The organism is Acidimangrovimonas sediminis, from assembly GCF_002871005.1.
Taxonomy (GTDB): domain Bacteria; phylum Pseudomonadota; class Alphaproteobacteria; order Rhodobacterales; family Rhodobacteraceae; genus Acidimangrovimonas; species Acidimangrovimonas sediminis.
Genome location: NZ_PHSN01000018.1, coordinates 147,663 through 165,589 on the forward strand (window position 1 = coordinate 147,663; position 17,927 = coordinate 165,589).

18 protein-coding genes are annotated in these 17,927 nt (G+C 68.8%); 10 read left to right on the plus strand and 8 right to left on the minus strand.

The features are described from left to right. Positions 1 to 906, plus strand: coding sequence for a transglutaminase family protein (locus CVV76_RS17315; protein WP_102225931.1), 906 nt, complete (start codon positions 1 to 3; stop codon positions 904 to 906). A gap of 55 nt (positions 907 to 961) precedes the next feature. Here CVV76_RS17315 and CVV76_RS17320 read toward each other — a convergent pair whose 3' ends face one another. Further along, the gene (locus tag CVV76_RS17320; protein WP_102225932.1) at positions 962 to 2,158 is read right to left on the minus strand and encodes a hydantoinase/carbamoylase family amidase; all 1,197 of its coding nucleotides are present in this window, start codon (positions 2,156 to 2,158) and stop codon (positions 962 to 964) included. Between the two features lie 104 nt (positions 2,159 to 2,262). On the opposite strand from CVV76_RS17320, the gene CVV76_RS17325 reads away from it, so the two are divergent. Together CVV76_RS17325 and CVV76_RS17330 are read left to right on the plus strand one after the other, a co-directional pair. After that, entirely contained in the window at positions 2,263 to 3,327 is a 1,065-nt protein-coding gene (locus CVV76_RS17325) for a saccharopine dehydrogenase (protein WP_102225933.1), read from the plus strand. Position 3,328: 1 nt separating this feature from the next. Continuing rightward, positions 3,329 to 4,471 (plus strand): saccharopine dehydrogenase family protein, encoded by a 1,143-nt coding sequence (locus CVV76_RS17330; protein WP_102225934.1) that lies wholly within the window; start codon positions 3,329 to 3,331, stop codon positions 4,469 to 4,471. 96 nt (positions 4,472 to 4,567) lie between these two features. On the opposite strand, the gene CVV76_RS17335 is transcribed toward CVV76_RS17330, so the two are convergent. The 7 genes from CVV76_RS17335 to CVV76_RS17365 all read right to left on the minus strand — a co-directional run bounded on the left by CVV76_RS17335 (position 4,568) and on the right by CVV76_RS17365 (position 13,637). Then, a complete protein-coding gene (locus CVV76_RS17335) occupies positions 4,568 to 5,731 on the minus strand; it encodes a DNA recombination protein RmuC (RefSeq protein WP_102225935.1) in 1,164 nt (387 codons plus the stop codon). Beyond that, a complete protein-coding gene (gene mutL, locus CVV76_RS17340) occupies positions 5,728 to 7,668 on the minus strand; it encodes a DNA mismatch repair endonuclease MutL (RefSeq protein WP_102225936.1) in 1,941 nt (646 codons plus the stop codon). The genes CVV76_RS17335 and mutL overlap by 4 nt, the downstream gene beginning before the upstream one ends. A gap of 86 nt (positions 7,669 to 7,754) precedes the next feature. Further along, positions 7,755 to 8,285 (minus strand): DUF3035 domain-containing protein, encoded by a 531-nt coding sequence (locus CVV76_RS17345; protein ID WP_102225937.1) that lies wholly within the window; start codon positions 8,283 to 8,285, stop codon positions 7,755 to 7,757. Positions 8,286 to 8,336: 51 nt separating this feature from the next. Further along, positions 8,337 to 8,804 (minus strand): signal peptidase II, encoded by a 468-nt coding sequence (gene lspA, locus CVV76_RS17350; RefSeq protein ID WP_102225938.1) that lies wholly within the window; start codon positions 8,802 to 8,804, stop codon positions 8,337 to 8,339. A gap of 20 nt (positions 8,805 to 8,824) precedes the next feature. After that, on the minus strand, positions 8,825 to 10,414 hold the full coding sequence (gene purH / locus CVV76_RS17355; protein WP_102225939.1) for a bifunctional phosphoribosylaminoimidazolecarboxamide formyltransferase/IMP cyclohydrolase: 1,590 nt from the start codon (positions 10,412 to 10,414) through the stop codon (positions 8,825 to 8,827). Positions 10,415 to 10,447: 33 nt separating this feature from the next. After that, the gene (locus tag CVV76_RS17360; protein ID WP_408607889.1) at positions 10,448 to 12,226 is read right to left on the minus strand and encodes a heparinase II/III family protein; all 1,779 of its coding nucleotides are present in this window, start codon (positions 12,224 to 12,226) and stop codon (positions 10,448 to 10,450) included. A 139-nt stretch (positions 12,227 to 12,365) separates the two neighbouring features. Continuing rightward, positions 12,366 to 13,637 (minus strand): RsmB/NOP family class I SAM-dependent RNA methyltransferase, encoded by a 1,272-nt coding sequence (locus CVV76_RS17365; protein WP_102225940.1) that lies wholly within the window; start codon positions 13,635 to 13,637, stop codon positions 12,366 to 12,368. A 90-nt stretch (positions 13,638 to 13,727) separates the two neighbouring features. Here CVV76_RS17365 and CVV76_RS17370 point away from each other — a divergent pair, with 90 nt between their 5' ends. The 7 genes from CVV76_RS17370 (at position 13,728) to sdhD (ending at position 17,913) form a co-directional block, all read left to right on the plus strand. Further along, complete coding sequence (locus CVV76_RS17370; RefSeq protein WP_102225941.1) at positions 13,728 to 13,910, plus strand: DUF1674 domain-containing protein; 183 nt, start codon at positions 13,728 to 13,730, stop codon at positions 13,908 to 13,910. Between the two features lie 143 nt (positions 13,911 to 14,053). Beyond that, positions 14,054 to 14,908 carry an HpcH/HpaI aldolase/citrate lyase family protein gene (locus CVV76_RS17375; RefSeq protein ID WP_102225942.1) on the plus strand — a complete coding sequence of 285 codons (855 nt, stop codon included), beginning with the start codon at positions 14,054 to 14,056 and terminating at the stop codon, positions 14,906 to 14,908. Between the two features lie 19 nt (positions 14,909 to 14,927). Continuing rightward, complete coding sequence (locus CVV76_RS17380) at positions 14,928 to 15,485, plus strand: NnrU family protein (RefSeq protein WP_102225943.1); 558 nt, start codon at positions 14,928 to 14,930, stop codon at positions 15,483 to 15,485. After that, a complete protein-coding gene (locus CVV76_RS17385; protein ID WP_102225944.1) occupies positions 15,482 to 15,685 on the plus strand; it encodes a DUF1737 domain-containing protein in 204 nt (67 codons plus the stop codon). The genes CVV76_RS17380 and CVV76_RS17385 overlap by 4 nt, the downstream gene beginning before the upstream one ends. Next, positions 15,685 to 16,716 carry a MaoC family dehydratase gene (locus CVV76_RS17390; protein ID WP_102225945.1) on the plus strand — a complete coding sequence of 344 codons (1,032 nt, stop codon included), beginning with the start codon at positions 15,685 to 15,687 and terminating at the stop codon, positions 16,714 to 16,716. Before CVV76_RS17385 ends, CVV76_RS17390 begins: the two co-directional genes overlap by 1 nt. Before the next feature lie 418 nt (positions 16,717 to 17,134). After that, entirely contained in the window at positions 17,135 to 17,530 is a 396-nt protein-coding gene (gene sdhC, locus CVV76_RS17395; RefSeq protein ID WP_102225946.1) for a succinate dehydrogenase, cytochrome b556 subunit, read from the plus strand. Positions 17,531 to 17,541: 11 nt separating this feature from the next. Then, positions 17,542 to 17,913 (plus strand): succinate dehydrogenase, hydrophobic membrane anchor protein, encoded by a 372-nt coding sequence (gene sdhD / locus CVV76_RS17400; RefSeq protein WP_102225947.1) that lies wholly within the window; start codon positions 17,542 to 17,544, stop codon positions 17,911 to 17,913. The last annotated feature ends 14 nt before the right edge of the window (positions 17,914 to 17,927 follow it).

Consider the following 17,927-nt stretch of genomic DNA (forward strand, 5'->3'; position numbering starts at 1 on the left):
ATGCTCTATGACATCACCGCCGTCATCGCCTACGACTACCAGACCCCGGCCGGAGCCGGGCGCAACCTTGCGCGGCTGATGCCCGCGACGGTGCCGGGGGAACAGCGCCTCGTCGCCGGCACGCTCTGCGCCGATCCGGTGCCGGACGAGCGGATCCAGCGCACCGATTTCTTCGGCAATGCGATGGTCGAGATGAGCTTTCGCGAGGCCACCCGCGCCACCTCTTTCCGGGTGCAGGCCCGGGTGGAGCGCACGTCCGAACCGCCGGGCCTGGACCTGTCGCCGCCGATGCAGCGGCTGCCCGACGAGATCGCGGCGGTGCACAGCCTTGCCCCAGAGGCGCCGCATCATTTCCTCGGGCCGTCGCCGCGGGTGCGCCTGCGCGACGAGATGACGGAGTACGCCTGCGACCACCTTGCCCCGGGCATGACGGCGCTGGCGGCGGTCGAGGCGATCGGTCGGGCGCTGCACCGCGACATGCGGTTCGACGCCGCCGCCACCACGGTCGATACCGATCCGGCAGAGGCCTTCGCCAAGCGGCATGGCGTGTGCCAGGATTTCACCCACGTGATGATCGCCTGCCTGCGCGGGGTGGGGATCCCGGCAGGTTATGTCTCGGGTTACCTGCGCACACTGCCGCCGCCGGGCCAGGAACGGCTGGCGGGGGCCGATGCGATGCATGCCTGGGTGCGCGCCTGGGTCGGGCGGGAAACCGGCTGGATCGCCTTCGATCCGACCAACGACGCGATGGTCGGCGCTGACCACATCCGCGTGGCGGTGGGCCGTGACTACGACGACGTCGCCCCCCTGCGTGGCGTGCTGCGGACCGGCGGGGGCCAGACCAGCAGCCAGAAGGTCGACGTCGTCCCGCTTGAGGGCGCGGTGTCCGGCCAGCCGTCCGGCTAGGGCCAGCGCCGGCCCGTGTCCGCACGGGCCGGCGCAGCCCGTCTGATGTGGGACCTCAGCCCAGTGACGCGACCGCCCGGGCCAGCACCTTGAGCCCGGTGACCAGGTCCTCTTCCCGCGTGTCCTCGTCGAAATTGTGGCTGATGCCGTTGATCGAGGGCACGAAGAGCATCGCGACCGGCATGTGCCGCGCTGCGCTGGTTGCGTCGTGCAGCGCGCCCGAGGGCATGTGGCGCCATTTGCCCGGTGCCTCCGCCTCCGCCGCCTCGGCCAGGGCGGATTGCAGCTGCGCGTCCATCGCCACCGGCTCCAGCCCGATCATCGGGCCGATCGACAGCTCAAGCCCGCGGGCTCCGGCCACTTCGGCGATGGTCTCGCGGATGATCCCCTCCATCCGCTTCAGCCGGTCCGTGTCGCCGTCGCGCCACTGCATCGAGAACACCGCCTTGCCCGGCACGATCGAGGCGCCGTTGGGCGTCAGGCTGACATGGCCGATGGTCCAGACGGTCTCCGGCGTCACGACGTTGCGCAGCCGGTCGTTGAGGGTCTGGTTGAACTCCGCCAGCCCCTGGAACGCGTCGCGGCGCAGATGCATGGGTGTGGTGCCGGCGTGGTTCGACTGGCCGGTCAAGGTGATTTCCATCACCCGGATGCCGACGATGGAGCTGACGACACCCACCGCTTCGCCCGAGGTGTCGAGGTAGGGGCCCTGTTCGATATGCATCTCGACATAGCCGGTGAAGCGGCCGGGATCGAGGAAGTCCCCGCTCACCAGATCCGCCATCTTCGCCCGCCCCTCGGCATAGGTCGTTCCGTCCGAGGCAGTGAGCTTGTCGGCCTCCGCCAGGCTGCGTCCGCCGGCCCAGACGGTGGAGCCCGTCGTGACGCCGTACCGCCCTTCCTCGTCCTGGAAGCTGACGACCGAGATCGCGGGGCCGCCCGCCTCCTTCGCCGCACGCGCCACCTCCAGCGCCGCCATGACGCCGAGCGCCCCGTCGAGCCAGCCGCCCTCGGGCTGGGTGTCGGAATGCGATCCCATTAGGAGGGACGGGCCATCCCCCGCAAGACCGAAGAGGTTGCCGACCGGGTCGAAATAGGGCGTCAGCCCCGCGTCGCGGAATTGGGCGGCCAGCCACTTGCGGGCCTCGATGTCCTTGTCGGAATAAGCCGGGCGGACGACGCCGGTGCCGACGGCGCCGATCGACCTCAGGTCGTGCAGGCTTTTCAGGAAACGTTCGGGGTTCGGTTGCATCGTCCCTCTCCTTTGCTTTGCTGCGAGGCTTAGCAGCCGTGCGCGGGTATGGCCACTTGGCCCTGCCGGAAACTCGGCATAGGCAAGATCAAAAGGAGCGGCGGATGACACATCTCTGGGTACGGGCCGAGCAGCGGCAGAATGAGGATCGGGTCGGCCTGACATCCGAAGGGGCCGCCGCCCTGATTGCGGCAGGCATCCGCGTGACGGTGGAGGAAAGCCATGTGCGCGCCCTCCCGATCAACGGCTATGCCGCCGTCGGCTGCGAGATAGCGCCCGAAAATTCCTGGCCCGACGCCCCGGCCGACGCCATCGTCTTCGGCCTCAAGGAGCTGCCCGAGGACGGCACGCCGCTGACCCATCGCCACATCATGTTCGGCCATGCCTACAAGGGCCAGCCCGCGGGGCAGGAGTTGCTGCGCCGCTTCCGCGCTGGGGGCGGCACGCTCTACGATCTGGAATACCTGACCGACGGGGCCGGCCGCCGGGTCGCGGCCTTCGGCTACTGGGCCGGGTTCGCGGGGGCGGCGGTCGCGCTGAAATGCTGGGCCGCACAGCAGACAGGCGGCATCGCCGGTGCGGTCGGTCGCTACCCGGGCAAGGACCAGATGCTGGCCGCGTTGACCGCCGCGATGGACGCCACCGGCGTGGCGCGCCCACGGGCGCTGGTGATCGGCGCGCTGGGGCGGGTCGGCACCGGAGCGGCGGACCTCTGCACCGCGCTGGGGGTCGGCGTCACCCGCTGGGACATGGCCGAGACGGCGCATGGCGGCCCCTTCCCCGAGGTGCTGGACCACGAGATCTTTCTCAACTGCATCCTCGCGCGGCCCGGCTGCCCGGTCTTCGTGCCGGCCTCGGCCGGGACCGACGCGCGCAAGCTGACCGTGATCGGCGACATCGCCTGCGACCCGACGTCGGATTTCTCGCCGGTCAAGGTTTACGACAGGGTGACGACATGGGAGGCCCCGGCGCTGCGGGTGGCGGAAAACCCGCCGCTCGATGTCACCGCGATCGACAACCTGCCCTCAATGCTTCCGGTCGAAAGCTCGATCGACTACGCGGGCCAGCTTCTACCCTCGCTCCTGACGCTGGGCACGCTGGACGCCGGCGTCTGGGCGCGCGCGAAGGCGGAGTTCGACCGCCATACCGAAGACCTGCAGGAGGCATGACATGACGATCCACTGGTGCGGCACCGGCCTGTCCGCGATCCCCGGCCTGCGCCGGCTGATCGCCGCGGGCCACAAGGTCACCGTCTGGAACCGCACCGTCGGCAAGGCGCGTGACGCCGTCGGCGACATCTGCGACGACATCCGCCCCTACACCCTCGAGGCGCTGTCCGACGCGCTGGCCCCCGGCGATATCGCGGTGTCGATGCTGCCCGGCGATCAGCACGTTCCGATCGCGAAGCTCTGCCTGTCCCATGGCGCGCATTTCGTCTCGTCCAGCTACATCGCGCCCGAGATGCGCGCGCTGGACGAGGACGCCCGCGTCAAGGGCCTCGTTCTGGTGAACGAGGTGGGCCTCGATCCCGGGATCGACCACCTGATGGCGCATTCGCTGGTGTCGGATTATCGCAAGTCCAGGGCCTACGACGCGGGGAACGTCCTCTCCTTCACCTCCTATTGCGGCGGTGTCCCGGCGGAGCCCAATGCATTTCGCTACAAGTTCTCATGGTCGCCGCTGGGCGTGCTGAAGGCGCTCCGCTCGCCTTCCCGCTCGCTCCGGGATTTCTCGGAGCTGCGCGTCGCCCGGCCGTGGGACGCGATCAGCCGCTACGATGCGCCGCTGCCCAAGCCCGAAAGCTTCGAGGTCTATCCCAACCGCGATTCGATCCCCTTCATGGAGGATTACCGCTTCGATCCTGACTGGAAAGTGAAGGAATTCGTTCGCGGCACCCTGCGCCTGAACGGCTGGGCCGAGGCCTGGGCGCCGGTCTTCGCCGAGGTCGAGACGCTTTCGGGCACCGAAGGCGACGCCCGCCTCAAGGAGATGTCGGAGCAGTTCTGGCGCGACCATGCATATGCCGAGGGAGAGGCGGACCGGGTGGTTCTCTTCGTCTCTCTCAAGGCCGAGAAGGACGGCACCCCGGTCTATCACAAGACCTGGGCGCTGGACGCAAAGGGGGATGCCCGCGGCACGGCGATGGCGCGGCTGGTGTCCATTCCGGTGTCGCTGGCGATCGAGGCGGTGATGAAGCGCGAGATCCCGGCGGGCGTTCACCCCGCGCCGCACGATCCCAGGCTGGTCAACCGCTGGCTCGAAAAGGTCGACGGGCAGGCGCAATACATGGGCCTGATCGACCACCTCGCCTGAGGCCGGTCGGGGCCGCCCCCAGTTTTCTACCTGCCGTTCGGAAATGGCCGTGGCCGCCATCGGCCCCTGCCGACCATGGCGACGGGCCGGGGCCGGCTACCCGTCCTCGCGCCGCACCAGCGGCACGACGTGATCGTCCTCCGGCGCCAACTCTTCGAAGTCGAAATTGTCGAGGCGGCGCGCCCGGCGTGTCGCCTTGTCCGACGAGATCTTGATCTCCGCGATGTCCTTGGCGGCTTGCCCGAAATGCCGGTCGAGGTTCTCGACCCGGGCCCCCAGCCGTTCGACATCGGTGTAGAGCATGGCAAGCTCCTTGCGGATCGCCCCGGCCTGTTCGCGCATCCGCGCGTCCTTCAGCACCGCGCGCATCGTGTTCAGCGTCGCCATGCAGGTGGTGGGCGATACGATCCAGACCCGGGCGGTAAAGCCCTCGCGCACCAGCTCGGGGAAATTGGCGTGCAGCTCGGCATAAACCGCCTCGGAGGGCAGGAACATCAGCGCGCCATCGGCGGTCTCGCCCTCGAGGATGTAGCGCTCCGAGATCGCCTTGATATGGGCGCGCACGGCGGTGCGCAGCGCGCGGGCGGCCTCGTTCGCCTCGGCCTGCGATTTGGCAGCGCGCAGGGCCTCATAGGCCTCCAGTGGAAACTTCGAATCGATGACGATGGGCCCGGGGGGATTCGGCAGGTGAATGAGGCAATCCGCCCGCCGCCCGTTCGAAAGCGTGGCCTGCATCGTGTAGCTGTCGGAGGGCAGCGCCTTCAATACGATGTCGTGCAGCTGGATCTCGCCGAAGGCGCCGCGGGTCTGCTTGTTCGACAGGATGTCCTGCAGGCTCAGGACATCGCCCGACAGCTTCTCGATCTTCGCCTGGGCGCGGTCGATCGTCTCGAGCCGCTGCTGAAGCTCACCCAGAGAGCGGGCGGTGCGGGTGGCGGTGCCGTGCAGGCTTTCACCCATGTTGCGCTGCACCTCGGCGAGACGCTTCTCCATCAGTTGCAGCATCGCCGTCTGGCTGTGCGCCTGCCCCTCGGAGACATGATGCAGCCCGCCGGCAAGGCGTTCCTGCCCGTCGGCCAGCGATTGCACCCGCTGTGACATCCACTCCATCTCGCGCATCAGCGGCTGCGCCGCCTGCGCCGAGCGGCCGGCCGCCCGCAGCACGAGAAGCAGCAGGATCACGAGAAGCGCCAGTGTACCGGCGCCGATCAGAACCCGGGGATCCGAAAAATCGAACATCTGTGCGGAAACCTGCGTCATGTCCGGCCGAACAGGCGTTCGATATCGGCGAGGCGCAGCTCGACATAGGTCGGGCGGCCGTGGTTGCATTGCCCCGACATCGGCGTCGCCTCCATCTCGCGCAAGAGCGCGTTCATCTCGTCCGCGCTCATCCGGCGCCCCGAGCGGACCGAGCCGTGGCAGGCCATGCGGCTGAGGACGGCGTCGATCCGGGCGCGCAGCGTCTGGCTGTCGCCCATGTCGGCAAGCTCGTCGAGGATGTCGAGGATCAGGCCGCGGGCGTCGACCTGGCCCAGGATCGCGGGCGTCTCGCGCACAGCGATGGCGCCGCCGCCGAAGGCCTCGATCCCCAGCCCGAGGGTGGCGAGGTCGTCGGCGACCTCCAGCAGACGGGCGGCGTCGCCTTCTGACAGCTCGACGATCTCGGGGATCAGTAGGGCCTGGGCGGCGATGCCCTTCTCGGCGGCTTGGGTCTTGAGGCGTTCATAGACCAGACGTTCATGCGCGGCATGCTGGTCGACGATGACCATCCCGGTCTCGGTCTGGGCGATGATGTAATTCTCATGCACCTGCGCGCGGGCCGCGCCAAGGGGGCGGCGGGTCTCCTCCACCGCGGGCGCGGTCTCCTCGACGCGGGCTGACGGCGCGGGCGCCTCGGCAAAGCCGGGCATCGCTGCGGGTTCCCACGCTGGGGCCTCCCACGCTGGGGCCTGAGCCTCATGGGCGGCGGAGAGCGCCCCTTGCGAAGGTCGTTCGAAATTCGGCCGGGAGAACTGGGGCGAGGAGAACTGGGGCCGCGCGAAGGATGGCCGGTCCATCTGATAGACCCGCGGCTCGCCCGTGCCAGGGGCCTGCTCCGGCCGGAAGGCGCCCAGTGTCGCCCCCGCGACGGTCGAGGAGGCCCGGTGCCCGGCCTCGGCCAGCGCGTGCCGCAGCGCCGAGACAATCAGCCCGCGCGCCACGCCCGGATCGCGGAACCGCACTTCGGATTTCGCTGGATGGACGTTCACGTCCACGCGTTCGGGATCGCAGGTGAGGTACAGCGCCGCCGCCGGATACCGATCGCGGCTGAGCACGTCCATGTAGGCCGCCCGAAGCGCGCCGATCAGCACCCGGTCCTGCACCGGACGGCCGTTGACAAAGAGGTACTGCGCCACGCTGGAGCCGCGCGAATAGGTTGGCAACGCGGCATAGCCGGTCAGGCGAATCCCCTCGCGCTCGGCGTCGATCTTCAGCGCGTTCTCGGCGAAATCGGCGCCGATCACGGTGGCAAGCCGCCCGTGCAGCGCGTCGAACAGGTCGCCCGACTGTGGGTCGGCGCGGAAGGTCACACGGCCCTCGCCGCCGCCCGAAACGTCGCGCAGGGTGAAGGCGACGTGGGGTTCGGCCATGGCCAGGCGCTTGATCACCTCGCCGATCGCCTGCGCCTCGGCCCGGTCGGTGCGCAGGAACTTCAGCCGCGCGGGCGTGGCGTAGAACAGGTCGCGCAGTTCCACCACCGTGCCTCGGGTCAGCGCGGCAGGCTTTACCGGCGAAAGCCTGCCGCCGGTGACAGAAAGCGTCGCCGCCTCCGCCCCGTCGGCGCGCGAGGTCAGCGTCAGTCGCCCGACGGCGCCCAGCGAAGGCAAGGCCTCGCCCCGGAAGCCGAAGGAATGGATGTTCAGAAGGTCCGAGCCGTCGATCTTCGACGTGGCATGGCGGCAAAGCGCCAGCGGCAGATCCTCGGGCGTCATGCCGCAGCCGTCGTCGGTGACGCGGATCAGGGTCTTGCCGCCGTCCGCCTGTTCCACCGTGATCCGCGTGGCCCCGGCATCAAGCGCATTCTCGACCAGTTCCTTCACCGCCGAGGCGGGACGCTCCACCACCTCGCCCGCGGCGATGCGGTTGATCGCGGATTCGTCGAGCTGACGGATCACGGGGCGCGCAGCGGCGCTTATCTTGGGGTTGGCGGCGTTCATCCCACTAGAACTAGCATGGGCTGGGAGATTCGGCCATGGCAAAGGCACGAGGTCCGGCCCCGCGGAGGAGCCGGATCAGCCGTGGCTCACTTGGTGTTTTCGGGCGGTGCGCTCTCGGTCCGGACGCCGCGCGCGCGCCAGTATTCCAGCGCCTTGTACTGGTCCAGCGACATGCCCTTGTAGGCGCGCAGGTAGCTGGAGATCCCGAACAGCTTGTAGAACGGCTTCGGCGGGGAATGCTGGCGGAAGCGCAGATCCTCGGCGGCCAGCTCCTTGCGGATGCCGGGCTGCATGCCGAAGCGCGAGACGTCGTTCATCAGCGCCTGGTCCGAGGCCGGGATCGCGCCGACCTTGAGCGCCGAGGCCTTGCCACCCAGCGCCGTCACCGCGTCGGCCACCGGCGTCTGGTCGGTCCGGTTCGTGCCGCCGGGGGTCGGCGGCGGAAGCTCGGTCGTGCTCTTGGGCATTTCCAGCGGCTTCGAGGGTAGGATCGAGAACTCGTCAGGTCCCGGCATGTCCGAATGCAGATTCATGAGATGCGGGTCCTTCGACGCGCAGCCTGTCAGCGCCATCGCCCCGATCAGGGCGATCGCCAGAGCGCCGAGCCTTGCCTGCATCCCTACCTCCAACTGCCGTTTAGCCTTCCTTAGCCCAAACATCCGGGGACGTCACGGGGTCTTCTGGCCGCCGAAGGCCACGAGACCGAGCGCGCCGGCGAAGATCGCCACGTCAGCCAGGTTGAAGGAGAAAGGGTTGTCGTAGCCGCAGCACGACATGTTCAGGAAATCCGCGACCGCGCCATAGGCCAGCCGGTCGATCACGTTGCCGACGGCGCCGCCGATCAGCAGGCCGGCCGAGATCCGCGCAAGGGCGGAATGGCCGGTCCGGCGGATCCACGCCCAGACCCAGAGCGAGATCGCCAGCGCCACCACGACCAGAAGCCACCGCATCACCTCTGCGGAATTGGCGAAAAGGCCGAAGTTGACCCCCTCGTTCCAGGCCATGCGGAAATTCAGGTAGGGCGGGACGACGTCGATCGACCCGCGCGTGGCAAGGCCCATCATGTGGACCACGACCAGCTTGGAGATCTGGTCGACCGCGATGATGGTCAGCGCGGTAATGTAGGTCAGGCGCATCTGGGGCCTCGGTCGCTGGGTCAGTGCCGGAAGTGGCGCTGACCGGTCAGCACCATGGCGATCCCGGCCTTGTCGGCAGCGGCGATCACTTCGTCGTCACGCATCGATCCGCCGGGCTGGATCACACAGGTCGCCCCTGCCGCGATCGCCTCCAGAAGGCCGTCGGCGAAGGGGAAGAAGGCGTCGGACGCGACGGCCGAACCCTTGGCGGGGCTTTCGGGCAGGCCAATCGCCTCGGCCATCCGCTCGGCCTTCTTGGCGGCGATCAGGGCACTGTCGACGCGGCTCATCTGGCCCGCGCCCACGCCCACGGTGGCGCCGTCGCGCGCATAGACGATGGCGTTCGATTTCACGTGCTTGGCCACGGTCCAGGCAAACAGCAGGTCGGCCAGCTCCGACTCGGTCGGCGCGCGCTTGGTCGCGACCTTGAGGTCGGCGGGCCCGACATGACCGATGTCGTGATCCTGCACGAGGAACCCGCCGGCCACCTGTTTCCACGCCACGCGCGCGGCGCGCGGGTCGGGCAGGGCGCCGGTGGTCAGCAGGCGCAGGTTCTTCTTGGCGGCAAAGATCGCCTTGGCCTCGTCCGAAGCCGCGGGCGCGATCACCACCTCGGTGAAGATCTTCACGATTTCCTGTGCGGTCTCGGCATCCAGCGGCTGGTTCAGCGCGACGATCCCGCCGAAGGCCGAGGTGCGGTCGCAGTCGAAGGCCTTGGAATAGGCTTCGGCCAGCGTCGCGCCCTTGGCCACGCCGCAGGGGTTGGCGTGCTTGATGATCGCGCAGGCGGGGCCGGCCTCGGGGTCGAACTCGGCGACCAGCTCGAACGCCGCGTCGGTGTCGTTGATGTTGTTGTAGCTCAGTTCCTTGCCCTGGTGCTGGGTGGTGGTCGCCACCCCCGGCCGGGCCGAGCCGTCGTGGTAGAAGGCCGCCTTCTGATGCGGGTTCTCGCCGTAGCGCATGGTCTGCGCCAGCGTGCCGGCAAAGGCCCGGCGGCGCGGCGTCGCCTCGCCGATCGCGCCGGCCATCCAGGTGGAGACCGCGGCATCGTAGGCCGCGGTCCGGGCATAGGCGATCTGCGCCAGCCGCTGGCGGAAGGCCATGGTGGTGCGGTCGTCGTTGGCGTCGAGCTCGGCCAGCAGCGCCGTGTAATCCTCGACATCCACCACGACGTTGACGAACGCGTGGTTCTTGGCCGCCGCGCGGATCATCGCCGGGCCGCCGATGTCGATGTTTTCAATGCACTCGTCATAGGCCGCGCCTTTCGCGACGGTTTCCTCGAACGGGTAGAGGTTGACCACCAGCAGGTCGATCGGCTGGATCCCGTGGGCCTCCATCGCGGCGCGGTGTTCCGCGACGTCGCGCAGTGCCAGCAGGCCGCCGTGCACCTTGGGGTGCAGCGTCTTCACCCGACCGTCCATCATCTCGGGGAACCCCGTCACGTCCGCCACGTCGGTGACATGCAGCCCGGCCTTGCGCAGCGCCAGCGCCGTGCCGCCGGTCGACAGGATCTCGACCCCCCGCGCCGCGAGCGCCTGGGCGAACTCGACCAGCCCGGTCTTGTCGGATACGGAAATCAGCGCACGGCTCAGCGGCACGAGGTCGGTCATCTGTCTGCCTTTCGTTGGAACCGGGCCGGGCGTTCAGCTGTCGCCGTCGCGGTCCCCGGTGTCGGTCTCGAGGTCACGGATGGCGAGAGGGGTATCCTGTGCCTTCGCCAGCGTCCAGCTTATCTGGCTCGCATAATCGACGACTCGGGCGGAAAGGACGATCTGACGCGAGGCGCGGGGCTTCAGGCGCCCCTTCTCGAGGTAGACCGAGGGTTCGATCCGCATCTCGGCGTGGCCGTCGTGGCGGAACACCCAGATCTCGCCGCTCTTGAGGGCAAGCGACACCGCCGCCCCGCCAAGGTCGATCGCGGCATCGACATCGGGGTGAAGGTGGAAATGCAGGGCGAAGGGCACGCCCTGCTCGCGACCCAGCGTCATCACCTCCTCGAACCGCCGCCGCTCCACCTCCGTCAGCGCGCCCAGCGTGTCCTCGCCCATCAGGCGCCGGCCGTCGGGCGACAGCGACAGGCCACGCATGTGGGTCAGCCCGTGGGTCCGGGCATAGCCGGTGTGCCCGGCCAGAAGCCCCGCGCCCCACTCGTCGGTGACGCCCCCGGATTCCAGCCGCGCGTGCACCACTTCGGCCACGTCCAGAAGTTCGCCGCGCCGCCCCCGTACCGGCTTGCCCAACCGCGACGAGGAATAGCCCTCGATCGCCAGCGTGGAATGCGAGGCGGTCGCGCGTCCGGCGCGGCGCCACTCCGGACCGAACGGCGCGCCGGAGCCGCAGTTGACGATCACCGGCCGCCGCCCCGATGTCATCTCGAACGCCAGTGTAGATGCATGGGCGTTCAGGCTGTCCGGCCCGGTGGGTGGGGTCGCCGCATCGACGATCACGCTGGTCCGGCCGGCGGAGAGCCGCGCGAACCCCATGGCAAGGCCGCCCGGCGCCCCCGGCTTGACCCCGGAATTCGCAAGCGCGGTATCAAGCCGCCCCTCGGCCCCGCGCCCGCCGCCGTGGAACCGCGCCAGCCCGCCGTCGGCATGACGCAGCGCACGCAGTGTCGGCGCGATCCGCTCGATCGCCGCAAGCTGCGGCTGGGGCGGCATCCTGCCCGCCTCGCTCAGCGCCAGCGCGGCCCAGGTCAGCAGCGTGAAGACCTCGAGCAGTTCCTCGGGGTTGCGGGTCGGAAGCCCGCCCTCGGCGTCGATCCGGGCGCTGCATTCACGCGCCAGGGCCGCGGTGGCGGGTTCGACATGGGCCTCCATTCCGGTCAGTGACAGCCCGGCGTAGATCAGCCCGGTCAATGCCTCGAACCGCGGCAGGCCGGGCCGGGTGGCCTTCCATCGCCGGGCAAGGAAGTTGGTCTGCTGCGCAAGCGAGCGGTAATAGGTGTCTGTCACCGGCTTCTGCTGGGCCGAGAGCAGGAACAGCGCGTGATTGATCCAGCGGATCAGCCGCCTCCCGGTCAGGTCCGGCGTCCAGCCCGGCCCCGAGCCGCGGCCATAGCGCAGGATCCACCCATAGGTCCATTCCTGCGCCCTCTCGCGCGCGGCGCTGTCGCCCACGGCGGCCAGATCGTCAAGCCAGCCGAAGCCGTGCAGTTCTTCGGCGAAGGCGGGGTCGGGAGCCGCCAGGTCCCACAAGGTGCGCCCGCGCCCCTCGACCAGGTAGCCAGCAAACAGGAAGTTGCCGGCGATGAGCTGCCGCCCCCGGGCATAGGACCCGATCGAGCGCGGCTCGGGTTGCGAAAGGAAACCGGTGGCGGGGCGCGCCCGGGTTGCGGTGCGCGCATGAAGCCGGTTCATGAACCGGGTGCCGCGGGCAAGCCCGTCCTCCGGGTCGGCCCCTGACTTGCGTCGTTCCGCCATCTGCTCGGGTCTTTGCGGTTCCTGCCTCGGGCCGGAGTCTAGCCCCGGGCGCGGGGGCTGTCACCGGCGAAAAGGGGCAGGGTTGCAAGGGGGCAACGGTCTTCTGTCGTGCCGCCGCTTCCCTTGGGCGCCGTGCGCCTCACGCCCTGGTCAGCACCGCCATGAAGAACCCGTCGATACCGCCGCGATCTGCCCAGTGGTCTGGCCGGATCCGCAGACCGCCGCCGCCGGCCTGCCATTCCGGCACGACGCCCTCGGCCGTGGCGGGCTGCACCGATACCCCGGGATGGCGCGCCAGCGCCTGCATCACCTGCGCCTCGCCCTCTTCGGGAAGGAGCGAGCAGGTGCAATAGACCAGCCGGCCGCCCGGGCGCAGGATCTCAAGCGCGCGGTCGATCAGGGCCGCCTGCAGCGCCACCAGCGAGGCGAGTTCCGTGCCATCCTTGACGAAGGGCAGGTCGGGATGACGCCGGATCGTCCCCGTGGCCGAGCAGGGCGCATCCAGAAGCACGGCGTCGAGCGGTTCACCCGGATCCCACGTCAGCGCGTCGGCGACGTGAAGGCCCGCCGTCAGACCGCACCGGGCGAGGTTCTCGCCCAGCCGCATCATCCGGGGCCCCGAGACGTCCACCGCCGTGACCTCGGCCCCCGTCGCGGCCAGCTGCATCGTCTTGCCGCCCGGCGCGGCGCAGAGATCCGCGATCCGCTCGCCAGGCTGTGGCGCCAGAAGACGGGCGGGAAGGGCGGCGGCGGCATCCTGCACCCACCACTCCCCCTCGGCATAGCCGGGAAGCGCGCTGATCTGTCCGGGCTGGGCCAGCCGCAGGCTGCCGGTCGGCAGAACCTGCGCCCCCAGCGCCTCGGCCAGTGCCGGCGCCGCGGCGGGATCCTTGGGCGTGAGGTCGAGCGGCGGGGCGCCGGCCTGCACCGCCTCGATCGCCATGACGGCCAGCTTGCCCCAGGCCTGGATCAGCGGCTTGCGCAGCCACCCGGGCAGGGATTGCGGCGGCAGTTTCTCCCAGCCGTCAGCCGCGCAGGCCTTGCGCAGCACGGCGTTCGCCAGCCCGGCATAGCGCGCCATCTCGCGGTCCGCGCGCAGCGCGCCCACCGCCGCGTTCACTGCGGCGTGCGGCGGCGCGCCCTCGGCATGGGTCTCGACCACGGCCAGGCGCAGCGCGGCCATCGCGCGCGGCGGCGGCATCCGCCGCAGATGCGGGCCAAGCATCCGGTCGGCACGCTGCATCTCGCGCAGGGTGACCAGCGCAAGCCGCTGCGCCCGCGCCCGCTCCGCCGGGTCGAGCTGCGCCAGGGGGCCGCCGGGATCGGCGATGACCTCTGTCATCAGCCGCCGCTCTTCCAGTACCGCGCCCAGGATTGCCAGCGCCGCCGCCCTCGCCTCGTCCGTCTGCATCGCCGTCTTGTTTCCCGCACCGTTTGTGCCGTTTGTCTCGGCCGCCCGGCGAGGTATATCATGGACCGAGCCGAGACAAGGAATGCGACCATGGCCGACACGAACGATCCCGACATCCCGGAAGCTGCCAAGCGTGCCCTCGCCGAGGCCGAGGCCCGCCGAAAGGCCGCCGACGCTGCCGCCAAGCTGCCGCCAGAACTGGGCGGCCGCGAGGGGCCGGAGCCGGTGCGCTACGGCGATTACGAGAAGAAGGGCCTCGCCGTCGATTTCTGAGCGCCGAGGACCCCCGCCCCCGTGCCTCCGAGGGTCATACCTCGCCTGATCCCCACCTCACGCTGCGTTGCGGCGAATTTCGTCTTGCCGAATATGCCGCGAATGTGGTCTCTGGCGAAAGATTGTTGCGAGGAGGAAGAATCATGGATCCGCGGTCCCGTCCCTGGCGCTCGGTGCTCTACATTCCCGGCTCGAAGGAGCGGGCGCTGGAAAAGGCCACGGGGCTCGCGGCCGACGCGATCATCTTTGACCTCGAGGATGCCGTCGCGGTCGAGGAAAAGGCCAACGCCCGGGCGCTTTTGGCGCGGACCCTGGACGAGGCGGATTACGGCCGCCGGGCGCGGATCGTGCGGATCAACGGGTTCGACACGCCCTGGGGGCGCGATGACGTGGCGGCCTTCCGCGAGGCGAAGATCGACGCCGTGCTGATTCCCAAGGTGGGCTCTGCCGCGGATGTCGAGGCCGTCGCGCGCGAGATCCCGGGTGTCGCGCTCTGGGCGATGATCGAAAGCCCGCGAGGCATTCTCAATGCCGCGGCCATCGCGGGGCATCCGCGGATGGAGGGGTTCGTGATGGGCACCAACGACCTTGCCAAGGATCTGGGCATGCGCTTCCGCCCCGACCGCCTGCCGCTGATGCATGCCCTTCAGACGAGCCTGATGGCCGCCCGGGCCGAGGGGATCGTCTGCGTCGACGGGGTCTACAACGCCTTCAAGGATGACGAGGGCCTGGCGGCGGAATGCGCGCAGGGGCGCGACATGGGGTTCGACGGCAAGACCCTGATCCACCCCGCGCAACTGGAGATCGCGAACCGCGCCTTTGCCCCCTCCGAGGCGGAGGCCGAGCTGGCCCGCCGCCAGATCGCCGCCTTCGACGCGGCGCAGGCGAAAGGGCAGGGCGTGGCCGTGGTGGATGGAAAGATCGTTGAAAACCTGCATATCGTGACCGCGCGGCAGACCCTCGGCCGGATCGAGGCGATTTCCGCGATGGCAGGCTAGCAGGAATAGGAGACGCGCGATGGCAATGCTGGTACTTGGGGTGGTCCTGTGGTGGGCCGCACATCTTTTCAAGCGCCTGGCGCCGGGTGCGCGCGCGGGAATGGGCCCTGCAGGGCGCGGCATTGCCGCCGTCGTGCTGGTCGTGGCCCTGGTCCTGATGGTGATCGGGTTCCGGGCCGTTCCGGCCGAACAGAACCTCGTCACGATCCCGGGCAACGGCCATATCAACAACCTTCTGATGCTGATCGCCGTGATCGTCTTTGGCGCGGGCATGTCCAAGGGCGTGCTGTGGACGAAGATCCGGCACCCGATGCTCTGGGGCGTGATCCTGTGGTCCGTCGCCCACCTCTTCGTGCACAACGACCCGGCCTCGCTGGTGCTGTTCGGCGGCATGGGCCTTTGGGCGATCGTCGAGATGGCCGTGATCAATGCCGCCGGTCCCTGGGCGCGGCCGACCGCCGGTGCGATGAAGCGTGACATCTTTCTCGTGATCATCGCCATCGTCATGTACGCGATCATCGTCGCGATCCACGTGATGTTCGGCCTGACCCCCAATGTGGGCACGATCTACGGATGAGGCTGTACCGGTTCCTTTCCGAAGACGACACCTCGGCCTTCTGCCACAAGGTGACGGCTGCACTGAACAACGGGTGGGAGCTTCACGGCGCCCCGACCTACGCCTGGGACGAGGCGCATGGCGTCATGCGCTGCGGCCAGGCCGTGGTGAAGGAGGCCCCTGGCGAGTACACCCCTGACATCAAGCTGGGAGAGATGTGATGAAGACCAGCCCGGGCCGTTTCTTCGAGGATTACAGCCTGGGCGAGGTCATTCGCCACGCGGTGCCCCGAACCGTTTCGGGCGGGGAGAGGGCGCTTTACCATGCGCTCTATCCCGCCCGGGGCGCACTCTATTCCTCGGATGAATTCGCCCGGGCCTCGGGGCTGCGCGCGTCGCCGGTCGACGATCTGGCGGCGTTCCACCTCGTTTTCGGCAAGTCGGTGCCCGACATCAGCGTCAACGCGGTGGCGAACCTTGGCTATGCCCAGGGGCGCTGGCTGGCGCCGGTCTGGCCCGGGGATACGCTGAGCGCCGAATCGGAAGTGATCGGCCTCAAGCAGAATTCGAACGGCAAGTCGGGTGTGATCTGGGTGCGCACCACGGGCACCAACCAGAACGGCCGCCCGGTGCTGGAATATGTCCGCTGGGTGATGGTACGGCGTCGCGCGCCCTCACCCGAGGGGCCCGATCCGATCGTGCCGAAACTGGCCGCCGCGGTGACACCTCGCGACCTGGTGATCCCCGAGGGGTTGCATTTCGACCATTACGACGTCGTCGCGGCGGGCGAGCCGCACTTGTGGGGTGACTACGAGATCGGCGAGGCGATCGACCATGTCGACGGCGTCACGATCGAGGAGGCCGAGCACATGCTGGCCACCCGCCTTTGGCAGAACACCGCCAAGGTGCATTTCGACGCCACCAACCGCGAGGACGGCAAGCGGCTGATCTACGGTGGCCACGTCATCTCCATGGCTCGGGCGCTCAGCTTCAACGGGCTGGCCAATGCGCAGATGATCGTGGGGCTGAACGGCGGTGCCCATGCCAACCCCTGCTTCGCGGGGGATACGGTGCGCGCCTGGTCCGAGGTGCTGGACAAGGCCGAGACCGCTGTCCCCTCGGTCGGGGCGATCCGGCTGCGGCTGGTGGCAGTGCGCGATGGCGGCCAGCCCTTTGTTCTGCGCGCGGCCGACGGCAAATATGCCCCCGAGGTGCTGCTCGACCTCGACTACTGGGCGCTGATGCCGCGCTAGCAACGGTCACGTCGGAGTCAGGGTGGGCTGGTCCAGCGCATCGCGGTCTTCGACGCGACGGAGGGCGGGTTCGCGCTCTATCTTGGCCGGCGGGCAATACCGCAGGGTATCGTGCGCGAGATCAGGATGCTCGAGCTTTCCGTGAACCCCGCCAGCCTGATCAAGGGCATGATCCGACGGGGCTGGCGCGCGCCGGGGGGCGACGAATCCGGGGTTGCCCGTGTGCCCCTGCAAGTGTGATCACTAACTCCGAAAGTGTGATCACAAAACGGATTTTTCTGCGCTTGCAGCCTGAATCTGCGTCAAAAAGGCGCGACAAGACGTGACTCGCCCGAAAAAATCGCTATTGCTCAGCCCCGAGGATGGCCTGCCCGCGCCATGAGCGCGGCGCGGGGCTGCACATCAGGAGAGACCCCACATGGCAGACCCAAAGCCGATCGAACGGCCGATTTCACCCTTCATGCTTGGTCAGTACTACCGGTTCCAGATGACCTCGGTGTCGTCGATCCTGACGCGGATCACCGGCAACGCGCTGATCGGGTCGTTCATCCTTGGCGTCTGGTGGCTTTTGGCCGCGGCCGTGGGGCCGGATTACTTCGCCGTGGCGAACTGGTGGCTGACCTCGTGGCTTGGCGACCTGATCTTCACCCTCTCGCTGCTGGGCATCTGGTACCACTACCTCGCGGGGCTGCGGCACCTCTATTACGATGCCGGCCACGGGCTGGACATCGAGACCGCCGAAAAGCTTGGCTGGGTCATCATCATCGGCTCGGTCGTGCTGACCGTGCTGACGCTCATCATCATCCAATTCTGAGGGAGGGCCGGATGCGTTACCTCACCGACCGTAAGCGCGCCGAGCGCAAGGGCGCCTCGGGCACCGGGACCGAACACCACTGGTACATGTCGGTCAGCGCCGTCGCGCTCGCCTTCCTGATCCCGACGTTCCTCTACATCTTCGGCCATGCGCTAGGGCATGATCACGCGACGGTCAAGGCCACCTTCGGCAACCCGTTCGTGGCGATCCTGACCGGCCTCGTGCTGTTCGTCTCGATGCAGCACTTCGCCAAGGGCGCGCAGCTGATGATCGAGGATTACACCCAGGGTTCCTGGCGGCGCGGGCTGATCATGCTGGCCTATTCCGTGGCCTACGTGGTCACCGCGACCGGCCTCTGGGCCCTGGCGAAACTGGCGATGTGAAGGGGCCTGAAGAA

What these genes read in the sequence shown, in the direction of transcription:
- CVV76_RS17345 (WP_102225937.1), bottom strand. Translation starts at nt 8,285, where the DNA reads ATGCAGGCAAGGCTCGGCGCTCTGGCGATCGCCCTGATCGGGGCGATG.
- CVV76_RS17385 (WP_102225944.1), top strand. Translation starts at nt 15,482, where the DNA reads ATGAGGCTGTACCGGTTCCTTTCCGAAGACGACACCTCGGCCTTCTGC.
- CVV76_RS17390 (WP_102225945.1), top strand. Translation starts at nt 15,685, where the DNA reads ATGAAGACCAGCCCGGGCCGTTTCTTCGAGGATTACAGCCTGGGCGAG.
- sdhC (WP_102225946.1), top strand. Translation starts at nt 17,135, where the DNA reads ATGGCAGACCCAAAGCCGATCGAACGGCCGATTTCACCCTTCATGCTT.
- sdhD (WP_102225947.1), top strand. Translation starts at nt 17,542, where the DNA reads ATGCGTTACCTCACCGACCGTAAGCGCGCCGAGCGCAAGGGCGCCTCG.
- CVV76_RS17365 (WP_102225940.1), bottom strand. Translation starts at nt 13,637, where the DNA reads ATGCAGACGGACGAGGCGAGGGCGGCGGCGCTGGCAATCCTGGGCGCG.
- CVV76_RS17330 (WP_102225934.1), top strand. Translation starts at nt 3,329, where the DNA reads ATGACGATCCACTGGTGCGGCACCGGCCTGTCCGCGATCCCCGGCCTG.
- CVV76_RS17380 (WP_102225943.1), top strand. Translation starts at nt 14,928, where the DNA reads ATGGCAATGCTGGTACTTGGGGTGGTCCTGTGGTGGGCCGCACATCTT.
- CVV76_RS17360 (WP_408607889.1), bottom strand. Translation starts at nt 12,226, where the DNA reads ATGGCGGAACGACGCAAGTCAGGGGCCGACCCGGAGGACGGGCTTGCC.
- mutL (WP_102225936.1), bottom strand. Translation starts at nt 7,668, where the DNA reads ATGAACGCCGCCAACCCCAAGATAAGCGCCGCTGCGCGCCCCGTGATC.
- CVV76_RS17320 (WP_102225932.1), bottom strand. Translation starts at nt 2,158, where the DNA reads ATGCAACCGAACCCCGAACGTTTCCTGAAAAGCCTGCACGACCTGAGG.
- CVV76_RS17335 (WP_102225935.1), bottom strand. Translation starts at nt 5,731, where the DNA reads ATGACGCAGGTTTCCGCACAGATGTTCGATTTTTCGGATCCCCGGGTT.
- purH (WP_102225939.1), bottom strand. Translation starts at nt 10,414, where the DNA reads ATGACCGACCTCGTGCCGCTGAGCCGTGCGCTGATTTCCGTATCCGAC.
- CVV76_RS17375 (WP_102225942.1), top strand. Translation starts at nt 14,054, where the DNA reads ATGGATCCGCGGTCCCGTCCCTGGCGCTCGGTGCTCTACATTCCCGGC.
- lspA (WP_102225938.1), bottom strand. Translation starts at nt 8,804, where the DNA reads ATGCGCCTGACCTACATTACCGCGCTGACCATCATCGCGGTCGACCAG.
- CVV76_RS17370 (WP_102225941.1), top strand. Translation starts at nt 13,728, where the DNA reads ATGGCCGACACGAACGATCCCGACATCCCGGAAGCTGCCAAGCGTGCC.
- CVV76_RS17315 (WP_102225931.1), top strand. Translation starts at nt 1, where the DNA reads ATGCTCTATGACATCACCGCCGTCATCGCCTACGACTACCAGACCCCG.
- CVV76_RS17325 (WP_102225933.1), top strand. Translation starts at nt 2,263, where the DNA reads ATGACACATCTCTGGGTACGGGCCGAGCAGCGGCAGAATGAGGATCGG.